General features: G+C 37.6%; 27 protein-coding genes and 1 pseudogene. 10 read left to right on the top strand and 18 right to left on the bottom strand.

What is annotated here, in order from left to right; genetic code table 11:
* Positions 1-5 precede the first annotated feature (5 nt).
* Together IGJ37_RS05230 and IGJ37_RS05225 are read right to left on the bottom strand one after the other, a co-directional pair.
* Entirely contained in the window at positions 6-761 is a 756-nt protein-coding gene (locus tag IGJ37_RS05230; protein ID WP_002391825.1) for a DnaD domain protein, read from the bottom strand.
* Positions 762-806: 45 nt separating this feature from the next.
* Positions 807-941: a hypothetical protein gene (locus IGJ37_RS05225; protein ID WP_002360495.1), complete on the bottom strand. Its 135-nt coding sequence runs from the start codon at positions 939-941 to the stop codon at positions 807-809.
* A gap of 217 nt (positions 942-1,158) precedes the next feature.
* Between IGJ37_RS05225 and IGJ37_RS05220 the strand changes: the two genes are divergently transcribed.
* Both IGJ37_RS05220 and IGJ37_RS05215 read left to right on the top strand, forming a co-directional pair.
* Complete coding sequence (locus IGJ37_RS05220) at positions 1,159-1,641, top strand: helix-turn-helix domain-containing protein (RefSeq protein ID WP_002360496.1); 483 nt, start codon at positions 1,159-1,161, stop codon at positions 1,639-1,641.
* Between the two features lie 34 nt (positions 1,642-1,675).
* Positions 1,676-2,161 (top strand): toxin, encoded by a 486-nt coding sequence (locus IGJ37_RS05215; RefSeq protein WP_002382232.1) that lies wholly within the window; start codon positions 1,676-1,678, stop codon positions 2,159-2,161.
* A gap of 47 nt (positions 2,162-2,208) precedes the next feature.
* Here the strand turns inward: IGJ37_RS05215 and IGJ37_RS05210 are convergent, their stop codons facing one another.
* The 9 genes from IGJ37_RS05210 to IGJ37_RS05170 form a co-directional block, all read right to left on the bottom strand.
* Complete coding sequence (locus IGJ37_RS05210) at positions 2,209-2,361, bottom strand: hypothetical protein (protein ID WP_002371260.1); 153 nt, start codon at positions 2,359-2,361, stop codon at positions 2,209-2,211.
* Positions 2,362-2,443: 82 nt separating this feature from the next.
* Entirely contained in the window at positions 2,444-2,794 is a 351-nt protein-coding gene (gene rbfA / locus IGJ37_RS05205; protein WP_002360497.1) for a 30S ribosome-binding factor RbfA, read from the bottom strand.
* A 24-nt stretch (positions 2,795-2,818) separates the two neighbouring features.
* Positions 2,819-5,215, bottom strand: coding sequence for a translation initiation factor IF-2 (gene infB, locus IGJ37_RS05200; RefSeq protein WP_002357859.1), 2,397 nt, complete (start codon positions 5,213-5,215; stop codon positions 2,819-2,821).
* Between the two features lie 12 nt (positions 5,216-5,227).
* Entirely contained in the window at positions 5,228-5,533 is a 306-nt protein-coding gene (locus IGJ37_RS05195) for a YlxQ-related RNA-binding protein (protein WP_002357860.1), read from the bottom strand.
* Positions 5,523-5,822: an RNase P modulator RnpM gene (gene rnpM / locus IGJ37_RS05190; protein ID WP_002363794.1), complete on the bottom strand. Its 300-nt coding sequence runs from the start codon at positions 5,820-5,822 to the stop codon at positions 5,523-5,525. Before rnpM ends, IGJ37_RS05195 begins: the two co-directional genes overlap by 11 nt.
* A 20-nt stretch (positions 5,823-5,842) precedes the next feature.
* The gene (gene nusA, locus IGJ37_RS05185) at positions 5,843-7,042 is read right to left on the bottom strand and encodes a transcription termination factor NusA (protein WP_002360499.1); all 1,200 of its coding nucleotides are present in this window, start codon (positions 7,040-7,042) and stop codon (positions 5,843-5,845) included.
* 143 nt (positions 7,043-7,185) lie between these two features.
* Positions 7,186-7,659, bottom strand: a complete 474-nt coding sequence (gene rimP, locus IGJ37_RS05180; RefSeq protein WP_002357863.1) for a ribosome maturation factor RimP — start codon at positions 7,657-7,659, stop codon at positions 7,186-7,188.
* Positions 7,660-7,864: 205 nt separating this feature from the next.
* Positions 7,865-9,751, bottom strand: coding sequence for an Ig-like domain-containing protein (locus IGJ37_RS05175; RefSeq protein WP_252671506.1), 1,887 nt, complete (start codon positions 9,749-9,751; stop codon positions 7,865-7,867).
* A 141-nt stretch (positions 9,752-9,892) separates the two neighbouring features.
* Positions 9,893-12,313 (bottom strand): cation-translocating P-type ATPase, encoded by a 2,421-nt coding sequence (locus tag IGJ37_RS05170; protein WP_002384650.1) that lies wholly within the window; start codon positions 12,311-12,313, stop codon positions 9,893-9,895.
* Between the two features lie 218 nt (positions 12,314-12,531).
* Between IGJ37_RS05170 and rnhC the strand changes: the two genes are divergently transcribed.
* On the top strand, positions 12,532-13,449 hold the full coding sequence (rnhC, locus tag IGJ37_RS05165) for a ribonuclease HIII (RefSeq protein WP_002391377.1): 918 nt from the start codon (positions 12,532-12,534) through the stop codon (positions 13,447-13,449).
* 66 nt (positions 13,450-13,515) lie between these two features.
* Here the strand turns inward: rnhC and IGJ37_RS05160 are convergent, their stop codons facing one another.
* The gene (locus IGJ37_RS05160) at positions 13,516-14,688 is read right to left on the bottom strand and encodes a class I SAM-dependent rRNA methyltransferase (RefSeq protein WP_325814753.1); all 1,173 of its coding nucleotides are present in this window, start codon (positions 14,686-14,688) and stop codon (positions 13,516-13,518) included.
* 257 nt (positions 14,689-14,945) lie between these two features.
* Here IGJ37_RS05160 and IGJ37_RS05155 point away from each other — a divergent pair, with 257 nt between their 5' ends.
* The 3 genes from IGJ37_RS05155 (at position 14,946) to IGJ37_RS05145 (ending at position 18,427) form a co-directional block, all read left to right on the top strand.
* Positions 14,946-17,054: an LTA synthase family protein gene (locus IGJ37_RS05155; protein WP_002357869.1), complete on the top strand. Its 2,109-nt coding sequence runs from the start codon at positions 14,946-14,948 to the stop codon at positions 17,052-17,054.
* 105 nt (positions 17,055-17,159) lie between these two features.
* Positions 17,160-17,861 carry a hypothetical protein gene (locus IGJ37_RS05150; protein WP_002360505.1) on the top strand — a complete coding sequence of 234 codons (702 nt, stop codon included), beginning with the start codon at positions 17,160-17,162 and terminating at the stop codon, positions 17,859-17,861.
* 14 nt (positions 17,862-17,875) lie between these two features.
* A complete protein-coding gene (locus IGJ37_RS05145) occupies positions 17,876-18,427 on the top strand; it encodes a hypothetical protein (protein ID WP_252671508.1) in 552 nt (183 codons plus the stop codon).
* Between the two features lie 38 nt (positions 18,428-18,465).
* Here the strand turns inward: IGJ37_RS05145 and IGJ37_RS05140 are convergent, their stop codons facing one another.
* Both IGJ37_RS05140 and IGJ37_RS05135 read right to left on the bottom strand, forming a co-directional pair.
* Positions 18,466-19,935, bottom strand: a complete 1,470-nt coding sequence (locus IGJ37_RS05140) for a sensor histidine kinase (protein WP_016627159.1) — start codon at positions 19,933-19,935, stop codon at positions 18,466-18,468.
* Positions 19,935-20,654 (bottom strand): response regulator transcription factor, encoded by a 720-nt coding sequence (locus IGJ37_RS05135; protein WP_002381953.1) that lies wholly within the window; start codon positions 20,652-20,654, stop codon positions 19,935-19,937. Before IGJ37_RS05135 ends, IGJ37_RS05140 begins: the two co-directional genes overlap by 1 nt.
* A gap of 214 nt (positions 20,655-20,868) precedes the next feature.
* Between IGJ37_RS05135 and IGJ37_RS05130 the strand changes: the two genes are divergently transcribed.
* Positions 20,869-21,648 carry a Cof-type HAD-IIB family hydrolase gene (locus IGJ37_RS05130; protein ID WP_002363786.1) on the top strand — a complete coding sequence of 260 codons (780 nt, stop codon included), beginning with the start codon at positions 20,869-20,871 and terminating at the stop codon, positions 21,646-21,648.
* Between the two features lie 17 nt (positions 21,649-21,665).
* Here IGJ37_RS05130 and IGJ37_RS05125 read toward each other — a convergent pair whose 3' ends face one another.
* Positions 21,666-21,872 (bottom strand): hypothetical protein, encoded by a 207-nt coding sequence (locus IGJ37_RS05125; protein ID WP_002357875.1) that lies wholly within the window; start codon positions 21,870-21,872, stop codon positions 21,666-21,668.
* Positions 21,873-22,103: 231 nt separating this feature from the next.
* Between IGJ37_RS05125 and IGJ37_RS05120 the strand changes: the two genes are divergently transcribed.
* On the top strand, positions 22,104-22,880 hold the full coding sequence (locus tag IGJ37_RS05120; protein ID WP_002363785.1) for a threonine/serine exporter family protein: 777 nt from the start codon (positions 22,104-22,106) through the stop codon (positions 22,878-22,880).
* An 11-nt stretch (positions 22,881-22,891) separates the two neighbouring features.
* Positions 22,892-23,353: a threonine/serine exporter family protein gene (locus tag IGJ37_RS05115; protein ID WP_002357877.1), complete on the top strand. Its 462-nt coding sequence runs from the start codon at positions 22,892-22,894 to the stop codon at positions 23,351-23,353.
* Between the two features lie 31 nt (positions 23,354-23,384).
* Here IGJ37_RS05115 and IGJ37_RS05110 read toward each other — a convergent pair whose 3' ends face one another.
* From IGJ37_RS05110 to trpX, 3 genes are read right to left on the bottom strand one after another with little or no spacing between them, the layout of a single operon-like run.
* On the bottom strand, positions 23,385-24,152 hold the full coding sequence (locus tag IGJ37_RS05110) for an ABC transporter ATP-binding protein (RefSeq protein WP_002357878.1): 768 nt from the start codon (positions 24,150-24,152) through the stop codon (positions 23,385-23,387).
* Entirely contained in the window at positions 24,149-25,036 is an 888-nt protein-coding gene (locus IGJ37_RS05105) for an ABC transporter permease (RefSeq protein WP_002357879.1), read from the bottom strand. Before IGJ37_RS05105 ends, IGJ37_RS05110 begins: the two co-directional genes overlap by 4 nt.
* Positions 25,037-25,060: 24 nt before the next feature.
* Positions 25,061-26,050, bottom strand: coding sequence for a tryptophan ABC transporter substrate-binding protein (trpX, locus tag IGJ37_RS05100; protein ID WP_002391629.1), 990 nt, complete (start codon positions 26,048-26,050; stop codon positions 25,061-25,063).
* A 61-nt stretch (positions 26,051-26,111) separates the two neighbouring features.
* Between trpX and IGJ37_RS05095 the strand changes: the two are divergent.
* A pseudogene (locus IGJ37_RS05095) lies at positions 26,112-26,643 on the top strand (hypothetical protein).
* Positions 26,644-26,941: the final 298 nt, after the last annotated feature.

Genomic DNA, 26,941 nt, shown 5'->3' with positions numbered 1-26,941 from the left:
TTTCTTTAAAAACCTAACTCTTGATATTCTTCTGTCATTTGCGGCGCATGCTCCAACACTTGTTTTTTATCATTTACCAGAACTTCATGTACGGATAAATAATTTTGTTGCTCCCAACTTTTCAAAATAGCATTTACATAGCCGTAATTCCGTTTATTTCGATCGACGGCAATTCCTAAAGCATGCAAGATTAATTGGCATGCTTCCTCTTGGCTAGCCCCTTTTTGTATAAAATCTTGCAACCAATACTTAAAATCTTGGCTTGTTTTTGAGGCCAGTGTACCAAAGCCGTTTTCCTCATAAAAATGATAAATCGTCTTTAAACAATCGTTTTCTGAACTACTACCTTGACTCTGACCTAACTTAGACTGGACTATGCTTTCCTGTGGTAACCGTTGGTAGTCAGCTGGTTGACCACTGACAGACGATTCTGCTTTAAACGTATAAGCTTTGCTATTTTTTTCAACAATCTGATTTTTCTCTTCTTGATACAAGGTTGGTTTGTAACGATCACTGCGAATATAATTATGAATTTTCCAATGTTTGATAACGATCACACCACTTTCAAATACTAGAATAAATTTTTTAACCATTAGCAATTTTAGATCGTCTTCCCCACAACCGACCATTCGCTGCAATTTTTTGGGATTATTGATAAATCCATCATCATCGGCACGCATCGCTAAATGAAAATACAGTGCCTGACTTGATAAGGGCATATCTAAAAACGCATCACTATCAATAATCGTTTTTGCAAACATGCGTCGTTCTGCCAATCCGCTTCTCTCCTTTTGACTAAATTATTGTTACTCTGTTAGTAATTCCATGAGGCCAATCATACCAATCACGATGGCCCCAATTTTTATTGAGACACTGCTTATTAATAAAATAATTGCTAAAAGTAACATATCCGACAACGTTTTTTTATAGTTCCGACTCATTTCTTCACCCTTTCTACAAAGATACGGTTTTCCGAACAAAGTGCTTAAAAAAATTTGTTCAGTTAACCGAACATTTGAATGGCTCTATCTTAGCATCAAATATTTTCACTGTCAACTCATAAGTTCGGTTTTATGAACTTCTAAATTTAATTGCGATTGTTACTTGCCTTCTCTAAACAGGTATAGTATACTTTGAGGCAATAGGAGGTTCGGAAATATGAACATTTTTGCTGTCCGTTTAAAAGAGGCTTTAACAGCCAAGAACATCAAACCTAGTGATTTAGCGAAAAAAACTGGCATCGGTAAATCTTCGATCAGCGATTGGCTAGCTGGTCGTTACGAAGCAAAACAAGACAAAGTTTATCGCATTGCAGATGCATTAGACATTAATGAGGCCTGGTTGATGGGACAAGAAGTTCCCATGGAAAAAAATGCCTCAACTATCGACCGCATTTATAAAAAATTAGAACCCCAACGACAAGCCATCGTTTATCAATTTGCCGAACAACAATTACACGAACAACAAACGCAAGCAGAAATTCTCTCATTCCCTCGCCGTGACGAAATGACACTGGCTGCCCACGCTGGGGATCCAGAAAAGATATTTTCAAAAGAAGAGATCGAGAAAATTCACGATTACTTGGATGAAATTGATGCCAAATATCAACAATCGATTTCTTCTGACAAAAAAGAGGATTAACTTCCCATCTACTCTTTTTATTAAGTAATGGCAGGTGAATGGTAAAGTGAATGATTATGAAAAACTCGTCAGTTCCATTCAAAAGGATGTGACGGTTTTAGAAATTGATTTATACAATCAAACAGGTTGTTATGGGTTGTATCGAAATGGCAAAATTTATATTGAAAAAACATTGAGTACCCGTCAAAAGAAGAATATTTTAGCCGAGGAATACGGGCATTATCAAACATCCGTTGGCACTATTTTAAATCAAAATTGTACAGAAAATCGGAAGCAAGAGTTGAAAGCTCGCAATGTGGCCTTAGAGCAATTAGTTACATTAGACGATTTAATTCGTTGCTCTGAAGCTGGCTTAAGTAACCATTATTCTTGTGCTGAATTTTTGGAAATCGATGTTGAAACATTAAAAAATGTGATTACGTACTATCGACAAAAGTATGGCGCCACTTATCTTTATAAAGGACGGATTTTTGAATTTAGGGATTATTCTGTGATGGTATTAAATACTGGGTTAACTTAAAAAGCATGAGCGTGGGACAAAAATCACTTTGGATTTTTGCTCCACGCTCAAAAACTGATAAACGGCGGGGACAGAATAATATGTTCCCGCATACTATGTAGTACAAATAAGAAAAGAAAAAAGTACAAGGAACTCTTGCCTGAACCCATTTCTTTTAAATAACGATCTCCATTTTTATAGAAAGCAACAATTCTTTTCATCTTTGCACCTCCATGACTATTTTATCAAGAAATCATGAAAAGAAAAAGCACACCATTCGTCTGGTGTGCTTTTTCTTTTTAATTATTCACCTTGATTCAACTTACGAATCAACTCATCAATGTGATTTCCGTATTGGACAGATTCGTCTCTTTCAAAAATCAACTCTGGTGTTTTATACAAGGTTAACCGTTGTCCTAATTCTTTACGAATCAGTCCTTTGGCTTTGTCTAATCCTTGTTGAGCTTTTTGTTGTTCGGAAGCTAAATCAGATAACAAGCTGTAATAAATCGTTGCTTGTTGTAAATCACCGGTCACACGAACATCTGTAATAGTGATGCCTTGGACGCGTGGATCTCTGATGCGTTTGTTCAAGATATCATTCACTTCACGCATGATTTCTTGACCTACACGACGGTCACGATAATTTGCCATAGTGTCTTCCTCCAATTACTAAAATTATTGTTTGATTTCTTCCATAATGAAGCCTTCAATCGCATCATCTACACGTAAATCATTGAAATTTTCAATCATAGCGCCACATTCAAAACCAAGTTTGACTTCTTTCACGTCATCTTTAAAACGTTTCAAGCTTGCTAATTTACCTTCATAAATAACAATACCATCACGAATGACACGCACGCCACTATCGCGGCGAATAAAGCCTTCTGTAACATAACAGCCAGCGATTGTGCCAACTTTAGATACTTTGTACAATTCACGAACCGTCATTTGACCAGTAATTTTTTCTTCAAATTCTGGATCTAATAACCCTTTCATCGCTGTTTCGATTTCTTCTAGGGCTTTATAGATAATACGGTGTAAACGAATATCAACTTCTTCTTGTTCTGCTTGTTGTTTTGCTTGTGGTGTTGGGCGAACGTTAAAGCCGATAATAATCGCATTACTTGCTGCAGCTAAAGTTACGTCGCTTTCATTGATGGCCCCAACTGCCGCGTGAACAATTTTCACACGAACGCCTTCTACATCAATTTTTTGTAAACTTGCTGAAACGGCTTCGGCAGATCCTTGTACGTCTGCTTTGACAATGATATTAACTTCTTTTAATTCGCCTTCTTTTAGACTTTCAAATAAGTTATCCAATGTCACACGGCTACTTGCTGAACGTTGTTCAAGCAACGCACGTTTAGCCCGTTCTTCCCCTGCTTGACGTGCTGTTTTTTCATCTTCAAAGACCACAAAACGATCACCCGCTTGAGGAACATCATTTAATCCGGTAATTTCTACAGGAGTTGCGGGTCCTGCTTCTTTATCACGGCGGCCCATGTCATTGGTCATCACACGAACACGTCCGTAAGTATTACCAACAACGATTGGATCACCAACATGTAAAGTTCCTTGTTGAACGAGTAATGTCGCAACCGGACCTTTACCTTTATCTAAGCGCGCTTCAATCACTGTTCCAATTGCTTTTTGCGTTGGATCAGCTTTTAAGTCTTCTACTTCAGCAATCAATAAAATATTTTCCAATAGCTCATCAATGTTTTGATTGAATTTCGCTGAAATATTGACGAAAATCGTATCTCCACCCCATTCTTCAGGAATTAATTCATGTTCACTTAATTCTTGTTTCACATGATCAGGGTTCGCACCAGGCTTATCAATTTTGTTAACTGCTACAATAATCGGCACTTTTGCCGCTTTGGCATGGTTAATCGCCTCGATTGTTTGTGGCATTACTCCATCGTCCGCTGCAACAACTAAGATGGTAATATCAGTGATGCTGGCACCACGCGCGCGCATACTAGTAAAGGCCGCATGTCCTGGTGTATCTAAGAACGTAATTGGTTTGCCATCAATATCTAACTGATAGGCACCAATATGCTGCGTGATACCGCCTGCTTCACCTGAAGTCACACGAGAATGGCGCAATGTATCTAATAATGTTGTTTTCCCGTGGTCTACGTGTCCCATGATTGTGACAACAGGGGGACGTGTAGTTAAGTTTTCTTCAACAACTGCTTCTGGTTCGAAGAATTTATCAATGTCCGCAATATCAACTTGGACTTTTTCTTGCGGTTCCATGCCATAGTCCACAGCTAATAATTCAATTGTATCTTTATCTAGGGCTTGGTTTTGGTTAACCATGACACCCATCATAAATAATTTTTTGATGATTTCCGCTGGTTCGCGGTGGATTTTTTTCGCAATATCCGCCACGTTCATACCTTCTGTATATTCTAAAACATCTGGTAATTCACGGAATTTACGTGCTGGTACTGCTGGCTTCGCTGATTCTTGTTGATGTTTGCCTTTTTTCCCTTTTTTGTTGAAACGATTGCGGTTTTGGTTATTAAAGTTATTCCGGTTATTACGATTTTGACCGCCACCAAAATTGTTGTTACGGTTTTGGCCGCCACGGTTTTGGTTGTTCCCGCCATTGTTATTTTGGCTGGTCCGATTTTGATTCGTTGTAGAACCGTTATTGTTTTGGGTATTGCGGTTTTGATTGTTTGTATTTGTTTGATTGCTACGGTTTTGTGTGTTGCTTTGGCCGTGACGATTTTGGTTGTTGTTGTTTCTTTGTTGTCCATTCGTTGATTGATTGTTTGGACGATTTTGGTTATTTCTTTGTTCACCAGGTTTATTGTTCATTGGTTTCTTATTGGCTGGTTTATTTTGTGTTGTTTGTTGCTTTTGGTTGTTTGTTGCTTTTGATTGAGTATTTACGGTACTTCCTCCTCCGAATGCTTGACGAAGCTTTGTTTCTTGCTCGGAACTAATTGCGCCCATATGGTTTTTAACATCCATACCTAATTGATGCGCTTTATCGACAACGTCTTTGCTTGCTTTATTCATTTCTTTTGCTAGTTCATAAATTCTTTTTTTTCCCATGCAATCACCTTCCTAACCTTTTAGTAATTCCTTGATTTTGGTGGCAAATCCTGCATCAGTTACTCCGATAACCATTCGTGGTCGCCCAATCGCTTGGCTGAGCTCGAATTGACTGAACAGTTCGCTAACAGGAACATTATAATAAGAACTTTTGTCCTTGATTTTCTTTCTAGTATTCTCACTGGCATCTTGCGCAACAAACACAAATTTCGCTTTGTTTGCACGAATATCTTTAAGGGTTAATTCCTCGCCTGTGACTAATTTACCGGCGCGCATTGCTAAACCTAAAAGGTTCAAAATTTTGGTTTTATTTTCCATCGCCAAACAACTCTTTGCGGGCTTTTTGATGTGTTACATAATCCAATAGTTCTTGATAAAATTCATCACTTAATTTTGTTTCTAAGACACGATCAAGAATTTTTTTATCCCAAGCTTTTTGGACTTCCGCAGGATCCAAATCAACGTAAGCGCCACGTCCAGGTAATTTACCAGTTGGATCTAAGGCCACTTCGCCTTCTTTGGAGCGAGTAATTCTGACTAATTCTTTTTTCGGTTTCATTTCGCCTGAAACAACCGATTTACGCATTGGAATTTTTCTCTTTTTCATTTTTTCACCCTCCAAAAACGTTATTCTTGTTCAGGTAATTCTTCTGTAATTTCTGCTTCAACAACTGCTTCTTCAGTAGCCAAGTTTTCGTAATCATCTGCCGTCATATCTGAATGGATAATTGCTTCATCCATTTCTTCTGCCACTTCGGCAACTTCTTGATTGGCTTGTTGTTCATAAAATTCAGCCATATCAGATTCTGATTTGATATCAATTTTATGGCCCGTTAATTTAGCAGCTAAGCGCGCATTTTGACCACGTTTACCAATTGCTAATGACAATTGATAATCAGGTACAACAACTGTACATGCTTTGCTATTTTCTGGATCAAAAATAACATCTAATACTTGAGCTGGATTCAAGGCATTACTAATATAAATAGCTGGATCTTCGTTCCATTCCACAATATCCATATTTTCGCCTTTTAATTCATTCACAATCGCTTGGACACGTTGGCCTTTTGGACCGACACAGGTACCCACTGGATCAATATTAGGATCTGTTGAACGAACGGCTACTTTTGAACGATCGCCAGCTTCACGAGCGACGCTTACGATTTCAACAATTCCATCATAAACTTCTGGAATTTCTTGTTCAAAAAGACGTTTTAGTAAATCTGGATGACTACGGCTTACAAAAACTTGTGGGCCTTTTGATGTGTTTTCAACACGTGATACGTAAACTTTAATCCGATCATGCGGTTGGTAAAATTCATTTGGCATTTGATCTTGTTTGGATAAGACTGCTTCGATTTTACCTAAGTTTACATAAATATAACGACGATCTTGACGTTCAACAATTCCTTGCATGATGTCATTTTCATATTCGCTAAATTCATTATAAATAATTGTTCTTTCTGCTTCACGGACACGTTGTAAAATTACTTGCTTTGCTGTTTGGGCAGCAATGCGGCCAAAGTCTTTTGGCGTAACTTCAAAACGAATTTTGTCGCCGATTTCATATGCACCATTTAATGCAACGGCATCTTTTAATGAAACTTCCAATTGTGAATCAAATACTTCTTCTGTTACTTCTTTGACAGCATACACATGAATATTGCCTTTTTTTGGTTCAAATTCAACTTCGACGTTGCTTGCTTGTCCATAATGTCTTTTATATGCAGAAACTAAAGCTGCTTGTAACGCTTCAATCACCGTATCTTTAGGAATCCCTTTTTCAGCTTCTAATACGTCTAATGCATTTAACATTTCTTTGCTCATTGTTTTTCTTTTCCTCCTATGGATTCGTTAAAGCTGAACGAGTGGTTCTTCTTCCAAGGGAAAAACTTCTCGTTAAAACTTGTCACAGGCCCGGCTAAAAGTAAAACTTTTAGTGGACCCTTTTTTACATTCGAGTCTGTTGATTAAAATTGAATGGCTAAACGAGCTTTTGCGATATTTTTACGTTCAAAAGTCATTTCCTTCACTCTGGTTTTAATTTTTACACTTAATGTTAATTGTTCTGAATCAAGATGGACTAAGGTACCTTCAATCTGTTTTTCTCCATCAACTGCTTGATAAAGAGAAATATGAATGTACTTACCTACCGCTTGTTCATAATCGCTTTCTTTCTTTAACGGACGTTCTGCTCCCGGAGAAGAAACTTCCAGAAAGTACGCTTGCGGAATTGGATCTGGATCCATTGCATCTAGTTTTTCACTTAATTTTTCGCTGACAAAGGCACATTCCTCAATATCAATGCCACCTTCTTTATCGATAAATACTCGTAAAAACCAATTTTTTCCTTCCTTAACAAACTCTACTTCCACAAGTTCAAAATTTTGTTCTTCTAAGATTGGTGTGACTAACTTTGTTACAGTTTCCACAGCACTACTCAAAATTTTCGCCTCCTTCGAGATTGATGTAACGAACCGTGTCCTGATGACTTTTCCATCAAAAAGAGTGAGCAGAAATCCGCTCACTCCCAACTAGTATCATTACGCTAAAGATAGTATAGCACAGAACCACTCCAAACTCAAATGAACAAGCTAAATCTCTCGAAATTTGCACATTTTGTCTCGATTACTGAAACTATCTAAGCGATTATTTTTTCGTTTTAAAATAGATAAATAATCCTTGAATCAAAAGAAGGCTACCTAAGAAAAGAAACGCGTTTTCTTTTGTTTCTCCTGTTTTTGGCAATTCCTTATTGCGAATCGCCTGTTTTTCAATGGTTATTGAAGTAGTTTCTGTGGTTGAATTCGTGGTAGTATCTGTTGTCCCACTCGTTGGTGGTGTGGTACTTTCTATAGGTTTTTCTGGCGTATAGTGATTAGTAAATACTTGACCTCCATCATACTGAGTAGTCGCCACAAGATTTCCTAAAAGCGCCTCGACGGTTACTTGAACTTGAAGGTTGTGCGTATCGTAGGAAACACCTGCCTGTTGCGTGTTTACTTCCCGAATGGTGTATTGATACTTTCCAGGAGTTTCAAAGGTTAATGGTGAAAATTGAATTTTCCCTAAAGTATCGTTACTAACCGTTTCTAGTACTGTGCCTTTCTTATCTAACAATTCAAATTGAAATTCAGCATCCTTCAGTGGTTTTCCTAAAAGAACTTTTCCAGCTAAAAATGAAGCAGCGACTGGTTGATATGAAATCTTATGATTCACAACAGTTTTCAGTGCAACTAAGTTTTTACCAAAGTCTTCAGGTGTTATTGAAATCTTGTTTTGCGAAAGCTGGTAACCGGTAGGTGCTTTGGTTTCTTCTAAAGTATAGTTATCTTTTAACAAGCCTTTAACAATCGCTGTTCCGTTTTGATCTGTTGTGATTTTGGCCACTGTTTGATTGGTTGAGTTACGAATGAGTTCAAACTCTGCACCTGCTAAACGCTGGCCTGCTTCATCTTCTTTATGAATTTCAACAACATATTGCTCACCATTGGCTTCTCCACCACCCGTTTGTGAGACACGACTCACTTCGACTTCTTCCACCACCGTTTGATTTTCTGTTAATTTTGCATAATTTGTGAAGGTTTCACCTTTTTCGGGAAGATGATCAATTTTGGTTTTATAGGTGATACGATATTCGTTAGTCCCAATATTGCCAAAATGCACCGAAAAATTACGGTCATCAGGACCATACTGGACAGCCAACTGACCAGTTATATCTTCCTCTGGCGTGAATTGCCAAATAGCATTTCCATCCAGTGTCCATTGTCCTCGTTCAATTTTCATAGTGTCTTTGATATAACTTAAACTTTCTGTTTTTAGCACATCTTCCACTTCTAAATCAGTATACGTTTGCCCTGTTGGATTAATCCGTAGTACATTGTAAATTTCGGTTGGATCGTCTTCGATAAACCACGAATACTTGCTAAATTTTTCGTTAACATCATCGCCTTCACCTTGGTAATCAAGATCGCCAGCAAATATTTTTTCCCCTTCAACCGTGACGTAAATAGGAATCTTGGATTCATTTTCGACATTTTCGAAATCAATCAAACTTGTAAAATATAAAGACCCACTAATATTAGCATGGTTTTCTACGTAATCTGTATACGTTAACGTGACCGTTTTATTTGCTACATCGGTCTGTGCGATTGCAACCACAGCACCTGTATCATCTACTACATTAAAGGTCATATTTTTCTCGAGACGTAGCTCTTCGGGCAAAGTAATCACACTCGTATCCCCACTATTAACGGTATTATCCGGTAAGTTGAACTCAATTCGGAGGTAGATGTCTGTATATTGATTAATGGTCCCAAGTGGGTTTCCCTCTTTGTCCGTTAGCTGAATCGCTGTCACAATGTTGCCTACTTGCTTACGCGGCACTACGTTTGGCGTAGCAGAAATTTGATTGGTTTCACTGGTACTAGTTGGTTCCGTTTGCGCATATCCTGTTTCAAGTTTCAGAAAAGGCGTTATCAGCGTCGACAAAAGAATGAAAAACATTCCCCAATAGACAAAACTTCTTTTTTTCATTTTTATTCAATCCTTCCTATCTAAAATAATTGGTTAGGTTTATACTATCAAGGATTAACTAGGTGCAAGTGTTTTTATTTTTCCCAACGATAAAAAACAAAAAACACCGAACCAAAATAATTTTGGCTCGGTGTTTTGCTCCTAATGTCTTTTCTTATAAAACCATAATTGAACTTTTTCAGAAATGGTTGATAAATGTTGGAAAGTTGAGTCTGCTGCAAAGAAAAGAATGGCTAAAAGTAACAAGGCTGTTGGCGATACCGAAGTTAACGAGAACAAGTTTTTCATGGAAATACTTGTAATAACCATTCCGATTAAACAGCCAATCATTACGCGCTTGCGGTAACGATTCATTGGTGAACTAATTTTATAAAGAACCATAAAGCCGACTGAAACTAGCAACAATGTTGCAGTCGTTGAAATGTCCGTTTTTTGAAGTGCAAGAATATCACCACAAATTAGTAAAGCACCGACTACTAACATATCCGTTAACCCACCAGGAATTGCTTTTGATAACACATTGAAAAGAAATTTCCCTTCAATGCGACGATGATTTGGTTCCAAAGCTAGAAATGTCGAAGGAATACCAATTGTAAATAAACTAATCAATGTGACTTGTGTCGGTTGTAAAGGATATGTCACGGCAAAAATCATAGCAAAGACAGACATCAGCAAGGAGAAAATATTTTTTACAAGGAATAAACTTGAAGAGCGTTCAATGTTATTAACTACTTGGCGGCCTTCAAAGACAACCTCCGGCATCGTTGAAAAATCAGAATCCAACAACACAACTTGCGAGGCTTGTGCTGTAGCTTGATTTCCTGAAGCCATGGCAATACTACAATCTGCTTCTTTCATGGCTAAAATATCATTGACTCCATCCCCTGTCATCGCCACTGTATGATCTAATTTTTTCAACAATAGCACAAATTGTTTCTTTTGTTCTGGCGTGACACGACCAAAAACGGTGTATTTTTCTAAAGCTTCTGTCTGGGCTTCCATTGTAGTTAATGTTCGCGCGTCCACATAATTTTCAGCACCAATAATGCCTGCCGCTTGTGCTACATTGGAAACTGTTAAAGGATTATCGCCAGAAATGACCTTAATGGCCACATTTTGTTCAGCGAAATATTCAAAAGTTGCTTTGGCTTCTTTACGAATCGGATTCCAAAGAAGAATGTAGCCTAGAGGTTGAACCTCTGCTGCCAACGTTTCCTGAAATTCTCCTAAATACTTTCCGAACACCAATAAGCGATAGCCTTGACTTGTATAATGTTCCACTTCAGATTGATACATTTCATAATTGTCTCTCAAAATCATCTCTGGCGCCCCAAGAATATACGTCGCTTCCGGGAAAGTCACGCTACTAAATTTTTCGACAGACGAAAACGAGGTATAGCTAACGGCTTCCCTCTGATTATTAGTAACAAAAAATTCTTTCATCGCTTTCATCGTATCGTTGTCAGCTGACATTGTTCGGCAAAAATCGCCAATTAATTTTTCGACATTGGTTAAGTCTGTACCATCATTTTCGATACTCACCACAGGAACCAACTCTTGGACTTCCATCGTATTTTCAGTAATTGTTCCTGTTTTATCTACACATAACACATCAACACGTGCTAAGGATTCGATACTTTTCATGTTGTGCAATAAAACGCCGCGCTTCGCTAAGCGCATTGTGCTGGCAGCTAATGCAACGGTTGTTAAAAGGTACAACCCTTCCGGAATCATCCCAATCAAGGCAGCTTCCATGGAGACAATGCTGTCATGAAGCCCTTGATGGTTGATGAAATAACTTTGGAAAAATAGAACACAGCCGATTGGGATAATAATAATCCCTACCCATTTCACCAAACGGTTAATGGAACCGACCATCTCTGATTGTTCCCCTTTTTTAATTGACTTCGCTTCAAGCGTTAATTGATGAACATAGGCCTCAGCGCCAATTTTATCAATTCTTGCATAACAAGAACCTGACACAATAAAGCTACCTGACAAAAGTTGGCTATCTGCTACTTTGGTAATCTCATCAGATTCCCCAGTTAACAAGGATTCATTCACACGGACTTCACCAGATAAGACAATTGCATCCCCAGAAATCTGTTCACCCGATTTAAAGAGCACCACATCATCCAAAACCAGTTCATCTGGCGAAATTTCTTGTTCTTGGCCATCCCTCACAACGGTTACTTTTGTAGCGTTTAGAATATTTAAGCTATCTAATACTTTCTTCGACTTAATTTCTTGGTAAATTCCAATGACCGTATTAATGATTACTACTGGCAAAAAGGTCATATTTTTATAAGATTGTACCAGCATTAATAACACACCTAGTACCACAAAAATTAAGTTGAAATACGTAAATACGTTATTAATAACAATCTGTTTCGTTGTGATAAACTCTGTGTCGACGGCGGCATTGACTAAGCCTTTTCGCTGTCTTTCTTCAACTTGTGCGGCCGTCAAGCCTTGTTTATCTTCTGGATAATAGCGTTCCGCGTTAGCAGTCACTGCTATTGGTTCATTTTCTTGCATTTCTTTTTTTCTTCTCAAACACATCACCCCTTGTTCTAGTCGACTCTTTCATCGTCTCCTTCTCTCCCACAGTATAGCACTGAATAAAAATTTAGATAACAACTAGCGCCCAACTATAGAAAAAAATTATACATTTCCTAAACATTGTCATTTTCAGGAACAAGCTAACGCAAAACCTTTTCATTTACTTGTTTTTCCTTTACTATAGTAAAGAAGAAATATCAAGAAATGAGGAACAATTGATGGCACAGAATCACGTAATTAAAGTTAGTAAAAAAACATTAGCAGAGATGACCACTGTTTATCAACCCAATCGTTTAAATAAAACGGTCCCTTATACTGTCTTTGTGGCCAAGGTTGGTACCACTACCATCACTGCTTATCAATCAGGTAAAGTCATGTTTCAGGGACCTCAAGCTGAAAAAGAGGCCGCTCGTTGGGAAGGAACGAGTACCACACCAAAGAAAAAAGTTTCTCCCCAGACTACTACACTGCCTGCTGATTTTGGCAACTGGTCTGTGATAGGTTCCGATGAAGTCGGTAATGGCAGCTATTTTGGTCCAGTAACTGTCTGTGCTGCCTATGTTGACAAAAGCATGATTAGCAAACTAAAAGCATTAGGTGTTCGTGATTCCAAAGAATTAACCGACCCACAAATTATTCAATTGTCACATGTCATTAAAGAACGGATTCCTTACAAGTTATTAATCGTTGAACCCAAAAAATACAATGAGATCCAACCAAACTACAATGCTGTACACATGAAAGTCGCTTTGCATAACCAAGCGATTTATCTGTTGCTACAAGAATTGGCTCCCACAAAGCCAGAAGGGATTTTGATTGACCAGTTCACCCCTGAAAATAATTATCGGAAATATGTTCGTAATGAAAAAAATCAAGTCACTGAAAAATTGTTCTTCGTCACTAAAGGAGAGCAGTATCATGTTGCCGTTGCTGCCGCCTCTATTATTAGCCGCGCTGCTTTTTTAGAAGAGTTAGACAAAGAATCTGCAGAATTGGGTTTCTCTGTGCCCTCTGGTGCTGGCAGCAAATCAGACCAAGTAGCCGCCCGTATTTTGAAAAAAGGCGGCCTAGACTTATTAGCGAACTACGCGAAGCTGCATTTTGCAAATACCCAAAAAGCCCAAAAGTTACTATAAAATAAACACCAAGCAAAAGTCCCAATGCCGATTAGCGGCGCTGGGACTTTTGCTTGGTGTAAAAAATTATTTTTCAATTTCGATAAACAGGACTTTTAAGTAATTACCTTCTGGAAAATTAGAATTCACTTGAAAGTCTGCCGGTAATTGATACGTGTCCGTAATCTTGTAACGAACATTTTTCTCTTGCAAGGCAGTAATCACCATTTTTTTATATTTGGCTAAGGATAAATTTGCCGCATTGGTTGAGGCAATAAGCGTTCCCTTATCCGTTAAAATATCAATAGAATCTTTCACTAGCTCCCCATAATTTTTAGCAACGGAAAAAACTTTCTTTTTGTTGCGAGCAAAACTTGGCGGATCCAAAATGATCATGTCATAACTCAAACCTTTACGTGAAGCATATTTAAAGTAGTCAAAAACATCCATAACAATAATCTTTTGCGCGGCAAGATTTAAATGATTGACTTCAAATTGCTCAGTCGTTTTCGGTAAGCTTCGTTTAGCTAAATCCACACTAGTGGTGGCCACGGCACCCCCCATAGCGGCAGCTACTGAAAAAGCACCTGTATAACTAAACATATTTAAGACTGTTTTACCTACTGCAAAACCATCTACTAATCGACCACGAACTTCTTTTTGATCTAAAAAGATGCCTGTCATTAATCCTTCGTTTAAATAGGTAGCAAATTGAACGTTATTTTCAGTGACAAGTAATGGCTCGGGTGCTTGTTCGCCATACAAAAACTGTGATTCTGGTAAATCTTTTGTGGAAAAGCGAATCTTTTCGTAGGCACCAATAATGTCAGGGTAAACTGTGCGAAACGCCGTCAAAAGTTCGGCTTTTTTCTGATAAAGGGTTTCATTATACCATGAAAAAACGGCGTAATCTGCATAGCGATCGATGATTAGACCCCCAATGCCATCCCCTTCTCCATTAAATAATCGATAAGCGGTTGTCAGCGAATCCTTTTCAAAAGACGTCCGCTTCTCACGACTTATTTCAAAAAGTTGCTGAAAAAAAGATTGATTAATTGGTCCATGCCATGACAGCAACCAACCAATTCCTTTATTTTGTTCGCCTAAATATCCTTCAGCTAAGCGCTGGCCTTTACTATCAATCAAAGTAAGCCAATCTGTTGGTAACTGCGCTGGCACTTGTTGCAAATCTTCTTTCTGAATTAAAGGATATCCTTTTTTAAATTTATGTTCTGCTTTTTTAGTTACTTGAAGTTTCATTCTGTACACCTACTTTTCAAAGTCCTATCTAGTATAGCAAAAAAAGGCCCATCTGTCTTTAAAGGATTCAAGCTTCACGTCATTTAACGAACTAAAAAGTTTAAGGAAATAGTAAGTTTTCTTTAACATCACCATTCCTCACTTCGGTAAGAATTGACATAAAATTTGTGAAAGAGTAAAATTAAAGCGATATTGTAAAATACGAAATTTACCTAATTTTACTTTTATAGAATCATCGTTTAGAAAGGACGTTTATTTTGAAAAAATTATTTAAAACAAATATTTTGAACACGCGACTGGGGTTATTCTCGCTAATCGCCATCTTACTGTGGCTAAAAAACCTCTTTGCGTACGCCGTTGATTTCCATTTACGTTTGGAAAATATTAACGAGTATTTCATACTCTTAATTAATCCAATTGCCACAACGGTCTTTTTATTAGCCATCGCTTTGTATGTTCGCCGTAAAAAAGCTTCTTATATTACAATGATGATTATTTACTTCTTGATGAGTTTACTGCTCTTCTCAAATGTCGTGTATTATCGAGAATTTACTGACTTCATCACAGTTAATACGATGCTTGGTGCTGGCAAAGTAGCTAGCGGTCTTGGCGAAAGTGCCTTACGTCTCTTTAGACCTTATGACGTCATTTATTTCTTAGACTTCATTATTATTGGCGTATTATTATTAACGAAAAAAATTAAAACAGATGCGCGTCCAGTCCGCGCACGTGTAGCAGTCTCTGTCACACTTCTTTCTGTTGTCTTTTTCTTATTCAATCTATTTATGGCTGAAACAGAACGTCCCCAATTATTAGGACGTCAATTCTCTCGTGACTATATCGTGAAATTCTTAGGCTTAAATGCCTTTACCGTATACGATGGCATTACAACTTACCAAACAAACCAAGTCCGTGCCGAAGCTAGTGCTAACGATATGAAACAAGTTGAAGATTACGTGAAACAACAATATGCGGCACCCGATGATAGTAAGTTTGGTATTGCAAAAGGCAAAAATGTAATTTATATCCATTTAGAAAGTTTCCAACAATTTTTAGTTAATTACAAATTAAAAGATGAAAATGGCGTAGAACACGAAGTCACACCATTTATCAATAGTCTTTACAATAGTAAAAGTACCTTTAGCTTTGATAACTTCTTCCACCAAGTTGGTCAAGGAAAAACAAGTGATGCCGAAACGTTACTTGAAAATTCACTATTTGGTTTAGACCAAGGTTCACTCTTTACACAAGTTGGTGGGAAAAATACGTTTGAAGCAGCACCCGATATTTTAAAACAAACGCAAGGATACACTAGCGCTGCTTTCCACGGAAATGCCGGTAACTTCTGGAATCGAAATGAAACCTATAAACGTTTAGGCTATGACTATTTCTTTGATGCTAGTTATTATGATGTTAATTCAGATAACTCATTCCAATATGGGTTACACGATAAACCATTCTTTAATCAATCCGTTCAATATTTAGAACATTTACAACAACCGTTCTATTCTAAATTTATTGCTGTGTCCAATCATTATCCTTATTCTCAATTTACAAACGATGAAGCAGGATTCCCAATTGCAAAAACCTCTGACGAAACAATTAATGGTTACTTTGCAACAGCGAATTATTTAGATAAAGCGGTCGAAGAATTCTTTAACTACTTGAAATCTTCAGGTCTCTATGAAAACTCAGTCATTGTTCTTTATGGCGATCACTATGGGGTTTCTAATTCAAGAAACCAAAACTTAGCAGAATTAGTAGGTAAAACCAAAGCAGATTGGAACGATTTTGACAACGCCAATATGCAACGTGTTCCTTATATGATTCACGTTCCTGGTCAAGAAAATGGCGGTGTGAACCATACGTATGGCGGCCAAGTTGATGCCTTACCAACCCTTCTACACTTGCTTGGTGTCGATACGAAAAACTACATTCAGTTAGGCCAAGATTTATTCTCTAAACAACACAATCAAATCGTTGCTTTCCGCAACGGCAATGTTGTAACACCTAAATATACTATTTTAGGTTCTAGCATTTACGATACTAAAACAGGCACTTTAATTACAGAGCCAACCGAAGAAGTTAAGAAAGAAGTCGCTGATTTAAAAGCCAAAGCGACGAAACAATTAGAAACGTCTGACCAAATTACTAACGGTGACTTGCTTCGTTTCTATACCAATAGCGGCTTAAAACCAGTTAACCCAGAAGACTATGATTACAAGAACCAATTGCAACAACTGGAAGCAATTGAAAAAGAAAAAGGTGAAAAATCAACGAGTGTTTACAGTAAAAACAATAATAAATCAACCGTTGATGAATATCACACTGACAGTTATCAAGGCTATCAAAAAACGGGTAAATAAATCTTCAAAAAGCTTGAGCAATTTGCTCAAGCTTTTTTGCTACTTTTTCATAATTAATTCATATTATTTCACTATACTAAAGATAGTTTAGAGAGGTGAAAGTTGATGAGAAGTGTCCGTTACGCTACAGCTAGTAGTTTTTATCATAAAAAAATCACGTTAATCACCGCACTCTTCTTCTTCCTGTTCTCTTTCTTATTGACTGGGCTGTTTAACTTAATTGATTTTGAAAAAGAGTTTTTACGAACGATGCCAGACTTTGTCGATATTGAAAAACAAACTAGTTACCATTACCAACTGATCCAATACTATTGGCACCTCTATCTAGGTAGTGTCATTTTCTTTGGTGTTACTTTTCTTCTGTTGATGTATGTGACATTACGCATAAAAAAGGAAGAAATACATACATGGTATCACATGCACTTTTCAAATATGTATGTCACCAAACAGCTCTTACTAGAGTTATGTTTACCGGCTCTATTAGGAATTTTCAGTTTTTTACTTTTCACTTTAATGTTTCAAGAAACGTATAATACTGTTCTTTGGGCTGCTCGTGATGCTATTTTACAGTGGTCTCATTTGGAAACTCCAGCATTTTTAGCTAAAAGTACCGACCAGGATGTCACGATTACAAATATCCAGCATTTAGGGATTCAAACGATCCAAGCGTTTTCTTTTGATTTTAAAAGTATGCAGTCACTTTATACAATCCGTAACTGCTTTGTTAACTGCTTAATCTTGCTTGGCATTCCTCTTGTTTGCGGGACTCCTTTCACGTTGATTTATTTACGTACACATAAGAAATAAGGGAGGGATTTTCTATGAATGTCACACCATCATTCAAAAAAACAACCGAAAAAAAATCCTCATTCGACGCGTTAGCTTTGCGAGAAGTTTATGGAATCATTTATTCTGCTCCAGAACAAGAACTCGCATTGGCCGATTTTTTCCAAACAAACCAACTAACCATTACTAGGCTTTCTTCTAGTGAAACCTTTCTGCCCTACTTGCCATTAGAAGAAAATTTATTTATCGCTAGTACGATCAAAGAACGGGATCGAAAAGTAGTTCTATCCGAAGCTTTCCAGGTGTTCCAATTAGAACCTGCCTTACTTGGTCGTTCCTTTACTTCTTTTACGACTTTTGAAAAAATTAAAATGCGCATAATACAACTTTTGCTTTCAAAAACAAGTACGTTAGTGATTGATGACATCTTTTCTTCATTAACGATTGGACAACGTCAAGAAATTTTACCTCAATTAAAAATAGCAGTTCAAAAAAGAAACAAGCGCTTGCTATTTCTGACAAAAGATCCACAAATTATTGATAGTCCCTATGTGCACCCCCTGTCTCTACATGCGTTATTAAACTAAAGAAAACGTCTGGCACTGATTGTGACCAGACGTTTTCTTTAGTTTTCAGTAATTTCAACATCAGGAAATGAAATAATAAACGTGGTGCCTTTACCAAGTTCACTCTCAACATTAATTTTTCCTTTATGCAAGCGGACCAATTGTTGAACGATTGGTAAGCCTAATCCTGATTCTCCATATTTCGTATTTTTACGGGATGGATCTACTTTGTAATAACGATCCCAGATATTCAGAATTTGCTCTTCCGTCATGCCGATTCCTGTATCAGAAATACGGACAATAGTTTCTAAATAGCCTTTTTCTAAAGCAATATGAATTTCGCCATTTTCAGTAAATTGGATGGCATTTTGAACAATATTGACAACAACTTGCACGAAACGATCATAATCGGCATACACATCAATTGGTTCGGTGGTGTCTAAATACAATTGATTACCAGCGACTTCAGCTTTGGCCGTTAGTTGAGTCACAATATTTTCTAAAGCTTCTGTTCCGTTGAACTTCTTCACAACAATTTGAATCTGGTTGGTCCGAATTTTTTCATAATCAAGATTTTCATTGACTAAGCGAATCAAGCGAGCGGTCTCATTTTGCATCAGTTTAATCGCATTCTCTTTTTGATTTTCAGGAATAGCATTATACTGCAATCCCTCTAACAAGCCATTAATAGTTGTTAAAGGCGTCCGCATTTCATGAGAAGCATCCGCCATAAATTGACGACGGCGCTCTTCTTGCCGATTGATTTCTTCTTGTGATTCTTTTAAAGACGCGGCCATTTTATTAAAATCTTCTGCTAGGTCATCAAATTCATCTTTGTCATGAACCGGTAATTGAATATCAAAATTTCCACTAGTAATTTCTTTGGTGGCTTTACGCATCCGATTAATTCGTTTCACTTGGAAAGTCGCAAATAGATAACTTAGTAACAAGGCAATCACACCAGAAAAAATAAAGCCTTTAATCAAGTTTTGTGTCACGGACTGAACACTTCGGTCAACGTTTTTGGCAGGTTGTGTAATAACGAGTGAACCAATAATCACTTCTTTATTAGAAGACTGATTTGATCCATACACCGGTAACATTACATAGGACGAAGTATTTCGGGCCCCGTAAATATCAATGTTTTCTGTTGCATAAACACGATTGCCTTTCATGATTTGATCCCAATTTTTATCGATTAAGGAAAAGTCTAATTTTTTCGTGCTATCAACTGGTGGGTACTGCACTTCGCGGTCCTTGTTAATAAACACAAACTGCACATCTTGCTTCTGGAGTACGCGCTCAGTCAACTGAAATGAATAGGATAAAACATCTCGATCTGAAACACCTGCAACATTAATAAAAAAGTCACGTGTTTCTAAAGCCGATTCTGCATAACCATACAGCTGTTCATAGTTATTTTCTTGCATTGTGCGCTTGGTCAATTGTGTGAAAGACGTTCCGACAATGAGAATAATCAGAGCGATCACACCTATAAAAGCAAGTAATTGTTGATACAAATACTTCATTAAGCAACACCTGAATCGTCGAATTTATACCCTACGCCCCAAACCGTTTGGATGACTTGAGGACCCACTTTTTCAATTTTTTGTCGTAATTTTTTGATATGGGCATCAACTGTCCGTTCATCGCCAAAGTATTGATAGTCCCAAACCAATTCTAGTAGTTGTTCGCGTGAAAAGACTTGGCGTGGTTTTTTTGCTAAAGTGTATAGCAAATCAAATTCTTTAGGTGTTAAGCCTTCAATTAATTGATTATCTAAATATGTTTCTCGTGTTTTCGTATTCATTTTAAAATGATCCGTAATCACATCAAACGTTTCATCTGTATTCTCAGACGTATCATGCGCAGCCTCTGCCACCTCGGCACGACGATGTAGAGCTTTCATCCGTGCAATCAAAGTTAATGGACTAAATGGTTTTGTCACATAATCATCCGCACCCATTTCAAGGCCAATTACTTGGTCACTTTCAGAATCACGAGCGGTCAACATAATAATGGGAACATTGGCTGAAACTTTGCGAATTTCACGACAAACAGCCATCCCATCCATACTAGGTAAGTTTAAGTCTAACGTAATCATGTCCCATTTTTCTGGCGAAGCAAGAAAAGTCGCCAATCCTTCTTTGCCATCATCTTTAAAGGTAGCTTCCCACCCCTCATTTAAGAAAAACATTTGCATCATTTCTGAGACGGATTCATTGTCTTCAATCATTAATATATTCATTTCATTCACTCCTTATTCACTTTTCATAAAACTGCTCTATTGTAGTATACTCTAAAATTGAATTTGTACCAACCGATTCTATATTTCTTCAAAAATCCTTTACAGAACCATCAAAAATCACTTTTTTTCCTGCTCTTTTAAAGAAAACGAAGTGAACCCATTGTCTTTTCAGAAAAGTTTGTTAAAATAACAAGCGTAGAGAGGATGTTAGGGTATGGATAAAATGAAAGCTATTACTTTTTTTGATTTAGATGGAACTTTGTTAGATGGAACATCGCAAATTACTCCTGAGATTACCGCAGCAGTGGCGGCCTTGAAAGACAATCAAATTTTACCTTTAATTGCGACAGGACGGACCTTGTGTGAGATTCAGCCAATCATGAAAGCCAGTGGTATTGACTCAGCGATTGTAATGAACGGGCAATTTATTCATTATGAAGGAAAGACGATTTATTCAGATGAATTTACAACAGAGGAATGTGTTTCACTGCATGAACATGTCAAACAGCGTGGTCATGAATTGGCTTTTTACAATGAGCGCCGTATTTTTTGTACAGGGCATACTGGCACAGTGAAACAAGCCTATGATTATATTCATTCAGCTGTTCCCGAAATTGATCCCACAGGTTATGAGAATGATGCCGTCAACATGATGTTGGTCTTAAGTCAACATGGCGATGATGATGAATATTACTATGAGCGGTTTCCTGAATTGACCTTTTATCGCAATGGTCCTTTTTCAATAGATATTGTTCGTAAAGGGGTCTCTAAAGGCTCTGGTGTCAAAAATCTTTTTAACACTTTGGGATTAAACGGCATTCCCACTTATGCCTTTGGTGATGGCATCAATGATTTGGCGCTGTTTGAGGCCTGTGATTATGGAATTGCCATGGGTAATGCGCGAGAAGAACTAAAAGAAAAAGCCACCTTTATTTCAACTAAAAATACTGAGAATGGCATTGTTAATGGCTTGAAAAAATTTGATTTACTATAAGAGAAAACTACCTTCTTCTATTGATGTACTTTAGAAGAAGGTAGTTCTTTTGTATGTTCATTTTTCTTTTTCTGCTGTGCACAGAGAGCTACTCCCACTACTTGAATCAGCAAAATCGCTCCCAACAAACAACTTAATACGATGTTTCCTGATAGGATTGTTCTTCTGATTAAAATAATTAATACAACACTGCTAATTCCGTAGAGTAACCATTGGTTGTCCATTTTTATTGACCCCTTTGTTTTTCTATGTTTAGGATAGGATGTTTCCTACTAAAATGCAAGGAAAGATCCTAGATTCTTACAACTAACCCATAATTTTTACTAATTCCTTATTTGTTTTCATTTATTCTTAAGATTCGTTTCATTTTTGTAAAAAATCACACTTTTTTTCTATCTCTGTTTTAAATTGCGTACAGTTCTTAAAAAAAATGATACACTAAAAGTGAACTCGAAATGAAAGGAGCCATTCCTTTGGTTAATAGCGAAAAAAGAAAACAATTAATTATTGATACATGCATTTTAGCTGGAAAAATTATGCTGGAAAGCGGATCTGAAGTATATAGAACCGAAGATACAATTACTCGGATTGCTACAAATGCTGGCGAGCCAGAGAGCGTTTGTTACACGACGGCTACAGGGATTTTCGTGGGCTTTCGTTCCAGTAATTATACGCAATTAGAAAACATCCCCCAGCGCTCGATTAATTTGGAAAAAGTTAGCCTTGTCAATCAATTATCAAGAGAATTTGCGCAAAAGGAGATTACTTTGCCAGAGCTTTATCAGCGCTTAACTCTATTAGAAACAGATACCCCCACTTTTTCAATTTCGTTACGCTTGTTAGCAGCCGGGATTGTTAGTTGTACGTTAATGTACATTTTTGGTGGCACTTGGCAAGATTTTATTGCAACTTTTTTTGTTGGCGTGATTGGGTATGCCAGTTATCTTTTTACCCAAAAGTTATTCCAAGTTCCTTACCTCGATTCATTCGCAGCCGCTTTTGTCATTGGTTTGTTGGCCTATTTGGCTGTGCATTTTCACTTAGCGGTCAACATCGATAATATTATTATTGGTGCGGTGATGCCGTTAGTTCCAGGTGTGGCGATTACGAACTCTTTTCGCGACATTTTAGCGGGCCACCTCATCAGCGGGACGGCGCGAGGGACAGAAGCTATTTTTATTGCTGGGTCTGTTGGCCTGGGAATTGCCTTGATTTTTAAATTATTTATGTAAGGAGTGTTCAAATGGAACTAATTTTTCATCTTCTCTTTAGTTTTTTAGCGACTGTGACGTTTGGTATTATTACGAACATTCCTCGTAAAGCACTGGTGGCTTGTGGCATTACTGGCATGACAGGCTGGATGATTTATTATGTCTTAACGCAAACTTTTGATGCTAGTCAAACCTTTGCAAACTTTTTAGGAACGGTCGGGTTAGGAATCGCTAGTATCTTTTTTTCCCGTTACAAAAAAATGCCGATGATTATTTTTTATATTCCAAGTTTGGTTCCTTTAGTGCCAGGAGGCCCTGCCTATCAAGCAGTTCGGAGCATTTTGTTAGGAAATATTGATGACGGTTTGCAGTTGATTTTAAAAGTTGTCTTTACTGCTGCAGCCATCGCAGCGGGCTTTATGGTGACCTCGCTACTGGAACGAATTGTCAAACGTTTTTTCCCAAAGCGACTCTTCCGATTGGTCAAAAAATAAAAAAACAAGCTCATTTTCTGAGCTTGTTTTTTTACTCTACTTCTTCAAAGAACAGCAACAAATCTTGTAGCGTTAATTGTGCTTTTTCAGCAGCGTTTAAATCTTGAACAATTTTACCTTTTTGTAAAACAATTAAACGATTGCCATATCGTAAAGCATCTTCCATTCGATGGGTAATCATCAAACAAGTTAAGTTCCCTTCTTCAATCCGTTGTTCCGTTAAGTGCATCAACTGCTTGGATGTTTTGGGATCTAAGGCAGCAGTATGTTCATCTAAAAGTAATAATTCTGGTTTTGTGATAGTGGCCATTAATAAACTTAAGGCTTGGCGTTGACCGCCAGAAAGGTTACCTGTCGGTGTATCCAGATGATTTTCCAAGCCATTGCCAACTTCTTGGCAGATTTTTGTAAACAAGGCGCGTTGCTCATTTATCTTCCGTAATGTTAAGGGACGTTTTTGTCCGCGTTTCATGGCAAGCAATAAATTTTCTGCCACAGTCATTCTTGGTGCTGTCCCCATTTTAGGATCTTGAAAAACACGCGCTAGAGATTTGGCCCGTTTGACTTCAGAAAGATTGGTGCGATTGACTCCTTCAATTAAAAATTGTCCTTCTGTTAGTGTCAAAGTTCCTGCTAAACTATTGAATAGCGTACTCTTGCCTGCGCCATTTCCACCTAAAACAGTAATGAAGTCTCCAGGATAAATGGCTAAGTTCACATGATCCAAAATCACTTTTTTTTCATTCATCCCATTATCAATGATTTTTGTCGCATTTTTTAATTCAACAACTGGTTTCATTTCGTTTCCCCCTTATCAGAAAAGCCATGTAGTCGTAATGCTTTTTTCAATTGTGGGATCATTAAACAGATTGCTAAAATCACTGCTGAGAAGATTTTCAGATATGTCGTATCAAAGCCTAATTTAATCACTAATAAAATCAATAGTTGATAAATAATACTCCCTACAACAATCGCCATCAACCGTTCACCAAACGTTAATTCTCCAAACAGTACTTCACCAATAATGAGTGAAGCCAAGCCAATCACAATGACACCGGTTCCTTTACTTACATCCGCATATCCATCATTTTGGGCAATCAAAGCGCCAGATAAGCCAATCAAGCCATTCGATAAAACCAATCCTAAAATTTTCATGCGATCCGTTTGAATGCCAATCGAGCGAGCCATTTCTTCATTGTCACCTGTCGCAATATAGGCTTGTCCTAAACTAGTGTTAAAGAAAAATAACAGTAAAATCATTACCACAGCCAAAACACTAATCCCTAAAAAAATAGTATCATAATAATCGGGTAAGGCCATTTTTTGAAAAACATCTTGAATCTTCGGTTGGTTTAATAAAGACTTATTTGGCGACTTCATCACAAATAAAATCACGGAATTTAAACCAGACATCACTAAAATTCCTGCTAAAATAATTGGAATTTTTCCTTTTGTAAATAGTAAACCAGTCACTAAACCGGCAAGCATTCCTGCTCCGACCCCTAAAAGAGTCGCTACAAATGGTGAAACCCCTGTTGTAATGGCAGTTACACAAACCGCCCCTCCTAACGGAAATGAACCTTCTGTGGTCATATCTGGAAAATTTAAAATACGATAAGTCATAAAGATACCTAGTCCTAACAAGGCCCATAACATTCCTTGTCCAATTGCTGAAACAATCATCGCTTCTCCTACTTTCTTTGATAATTAGTTAATCAATTTCGATTTTTTTGCTAACTCTGCGGGAATCGTAATTCCTAACTTTTGAGCTTGTTTTTCATTGATAATTGTGTCGCCTGTATTAAAGGTATAAATGGGTGTAGTTGCTGGTTGACTTTTTCCAGACAGAACCTCTGCTGCCATTTTGCCGGCTTGTACCCCCAATGCATGTTGATTAATCCCTACAGTTGCTAAACCGCCTTGTTCTACCATTGTATCCACCGAAGGAATAATCGGCGTCTTGGTTCGATTTGCTTCTCCGACTACCGTTTGCATGGCATTAGCAATCGTATTATCAGTTGGTATATAAATCACATCTGTTTCCTTAGTCATCACTTGAACCGTTTGTGCAATTTCATTACTTGATGGCACAGCATATGTTTTCACTGTCAATCCTTTGGCTTCAGCTGCTTTCTGCGCTTCAGCTACTTGGTATCGAGAGTTTTCTTCTGAGGAAGCATAGAGAATACCTATTTTTTTGGCAGCTGGTATCAATTCTTTTAGTAAATCCATCTGGGCTGACAAAGGTGATTGATCACTAACACCCGTGATGTTACCACCTGGCTTTTGATTGTCTTTCACCAATCCAGCACTAACAGGGTCCGTAATGGCGCCTAAAATAATTGGGATTTCTTGGGTAGTGTTGGCTAACGCTTGCGCAGCTGGCGTGGCGATGCCAATTAAAACGTCTGCCTTTTTTTGTACTAATTGTTGACTCATGATTGCTAACTTACTCTGGTCGGCTTGACCATTTTGAAAAATAATTTCTAAGTTTTTGCCTTTGTCATAGCCATTTTCCTTTAACCCTTCCTCAACACCTTTATAAATTTCATCCAATGCGGGGTGACTGACAAACTGCAGAACCCCTACAGTAACTGTTTCTTTCTTTGAATTCGTCACTTTTTGATTCACAAAAAAAGCACCAATTAAATAAATAGCTAATAAAGACACGACAAACGTTAAACGTTTATTTTTCATTTTGCATTCTCCTAACTGCCCTTTTGTTTGGCAACTTTTTCTTTTTAATAATAAAACCATTATCTATAGGGCGTTTCTTCCGTTGAAAGTGAAACTGAGATTCGTAATCCTCTGCTTAGTCAAAATCCTAGGAACACTTTTTTACAAATGTCAGGATTTAGCTGCGACGAGGATCGCAATTTTGGTGAGAATCGCAGGAGTACTTTTTCTACGAATGTGACAACGTTCTCTTCGCTCACCTTGTGCTACTCATCACTCTTGAAGGCCAAACTGCGGCGAGTATGCGCAGCCTGCATCTACTCAATCGTAGTGCTTGTCAGGATTTAGCTGCGACGAGGATCGCAACTTTGGTGAGAATCGCAGGAGCACTTTTTCTACGAATGTGACAACGTTCTCTTCGCTCACCTTGTACTACTCATCATCTACTCTGTCACTTCGTGCCAATCGTAGTGATTCGTAGCAAAAAAACAACGACTTATCCTAAGTGTTTAGGAGTGGTCGTTGTTTTTATGCAAAACAAAAACCACATAGATGGGTCCTCTATGTGGTCGTTTTTTCTTCTTGAATATAACCAGCATAGATACACTTTTTAGAATAAGTCTTCTAAAGTTGTATCTATGAAAGAATCATACATACAACTATCTACGCCAGTTTTGCCATGATTGGTGCATTTCTTTTACGTTAGATAATTGTGTCATGTATTTTCCCTCCTAGTTATGTTGTTAAAGGTAGTCTACACTATATTGATTTTGTTCGTCAAGAAAAAGTTTTTATTTTCTTGCATTTCTTTTACTTCTAAAAAACGAGCCACTCTTATGAGAGGCTCGTTTTTCTTTATTTTAGCATATTTACCACTTAATTGTTTCGGTTTCTTTCAATTTTCACGGGAAC

Origin of the sequence: Enterococcus sp. AZ104, from assembly GCF_050546705.1 — a bacterium.
In the GTDB taxonomy this organism is placed as follows: domain Bacteria; phylum Bacillota; class Bacilli; order Lactobacillales; family Enterococcaceae; genus Enterococcus; species Enterococcus faecalis.
The sequence above is the reverse complement of the archived record's forward strand: the minus strand, read 5'-3'. Positions and strand labels throughout refer to the sequence as shown.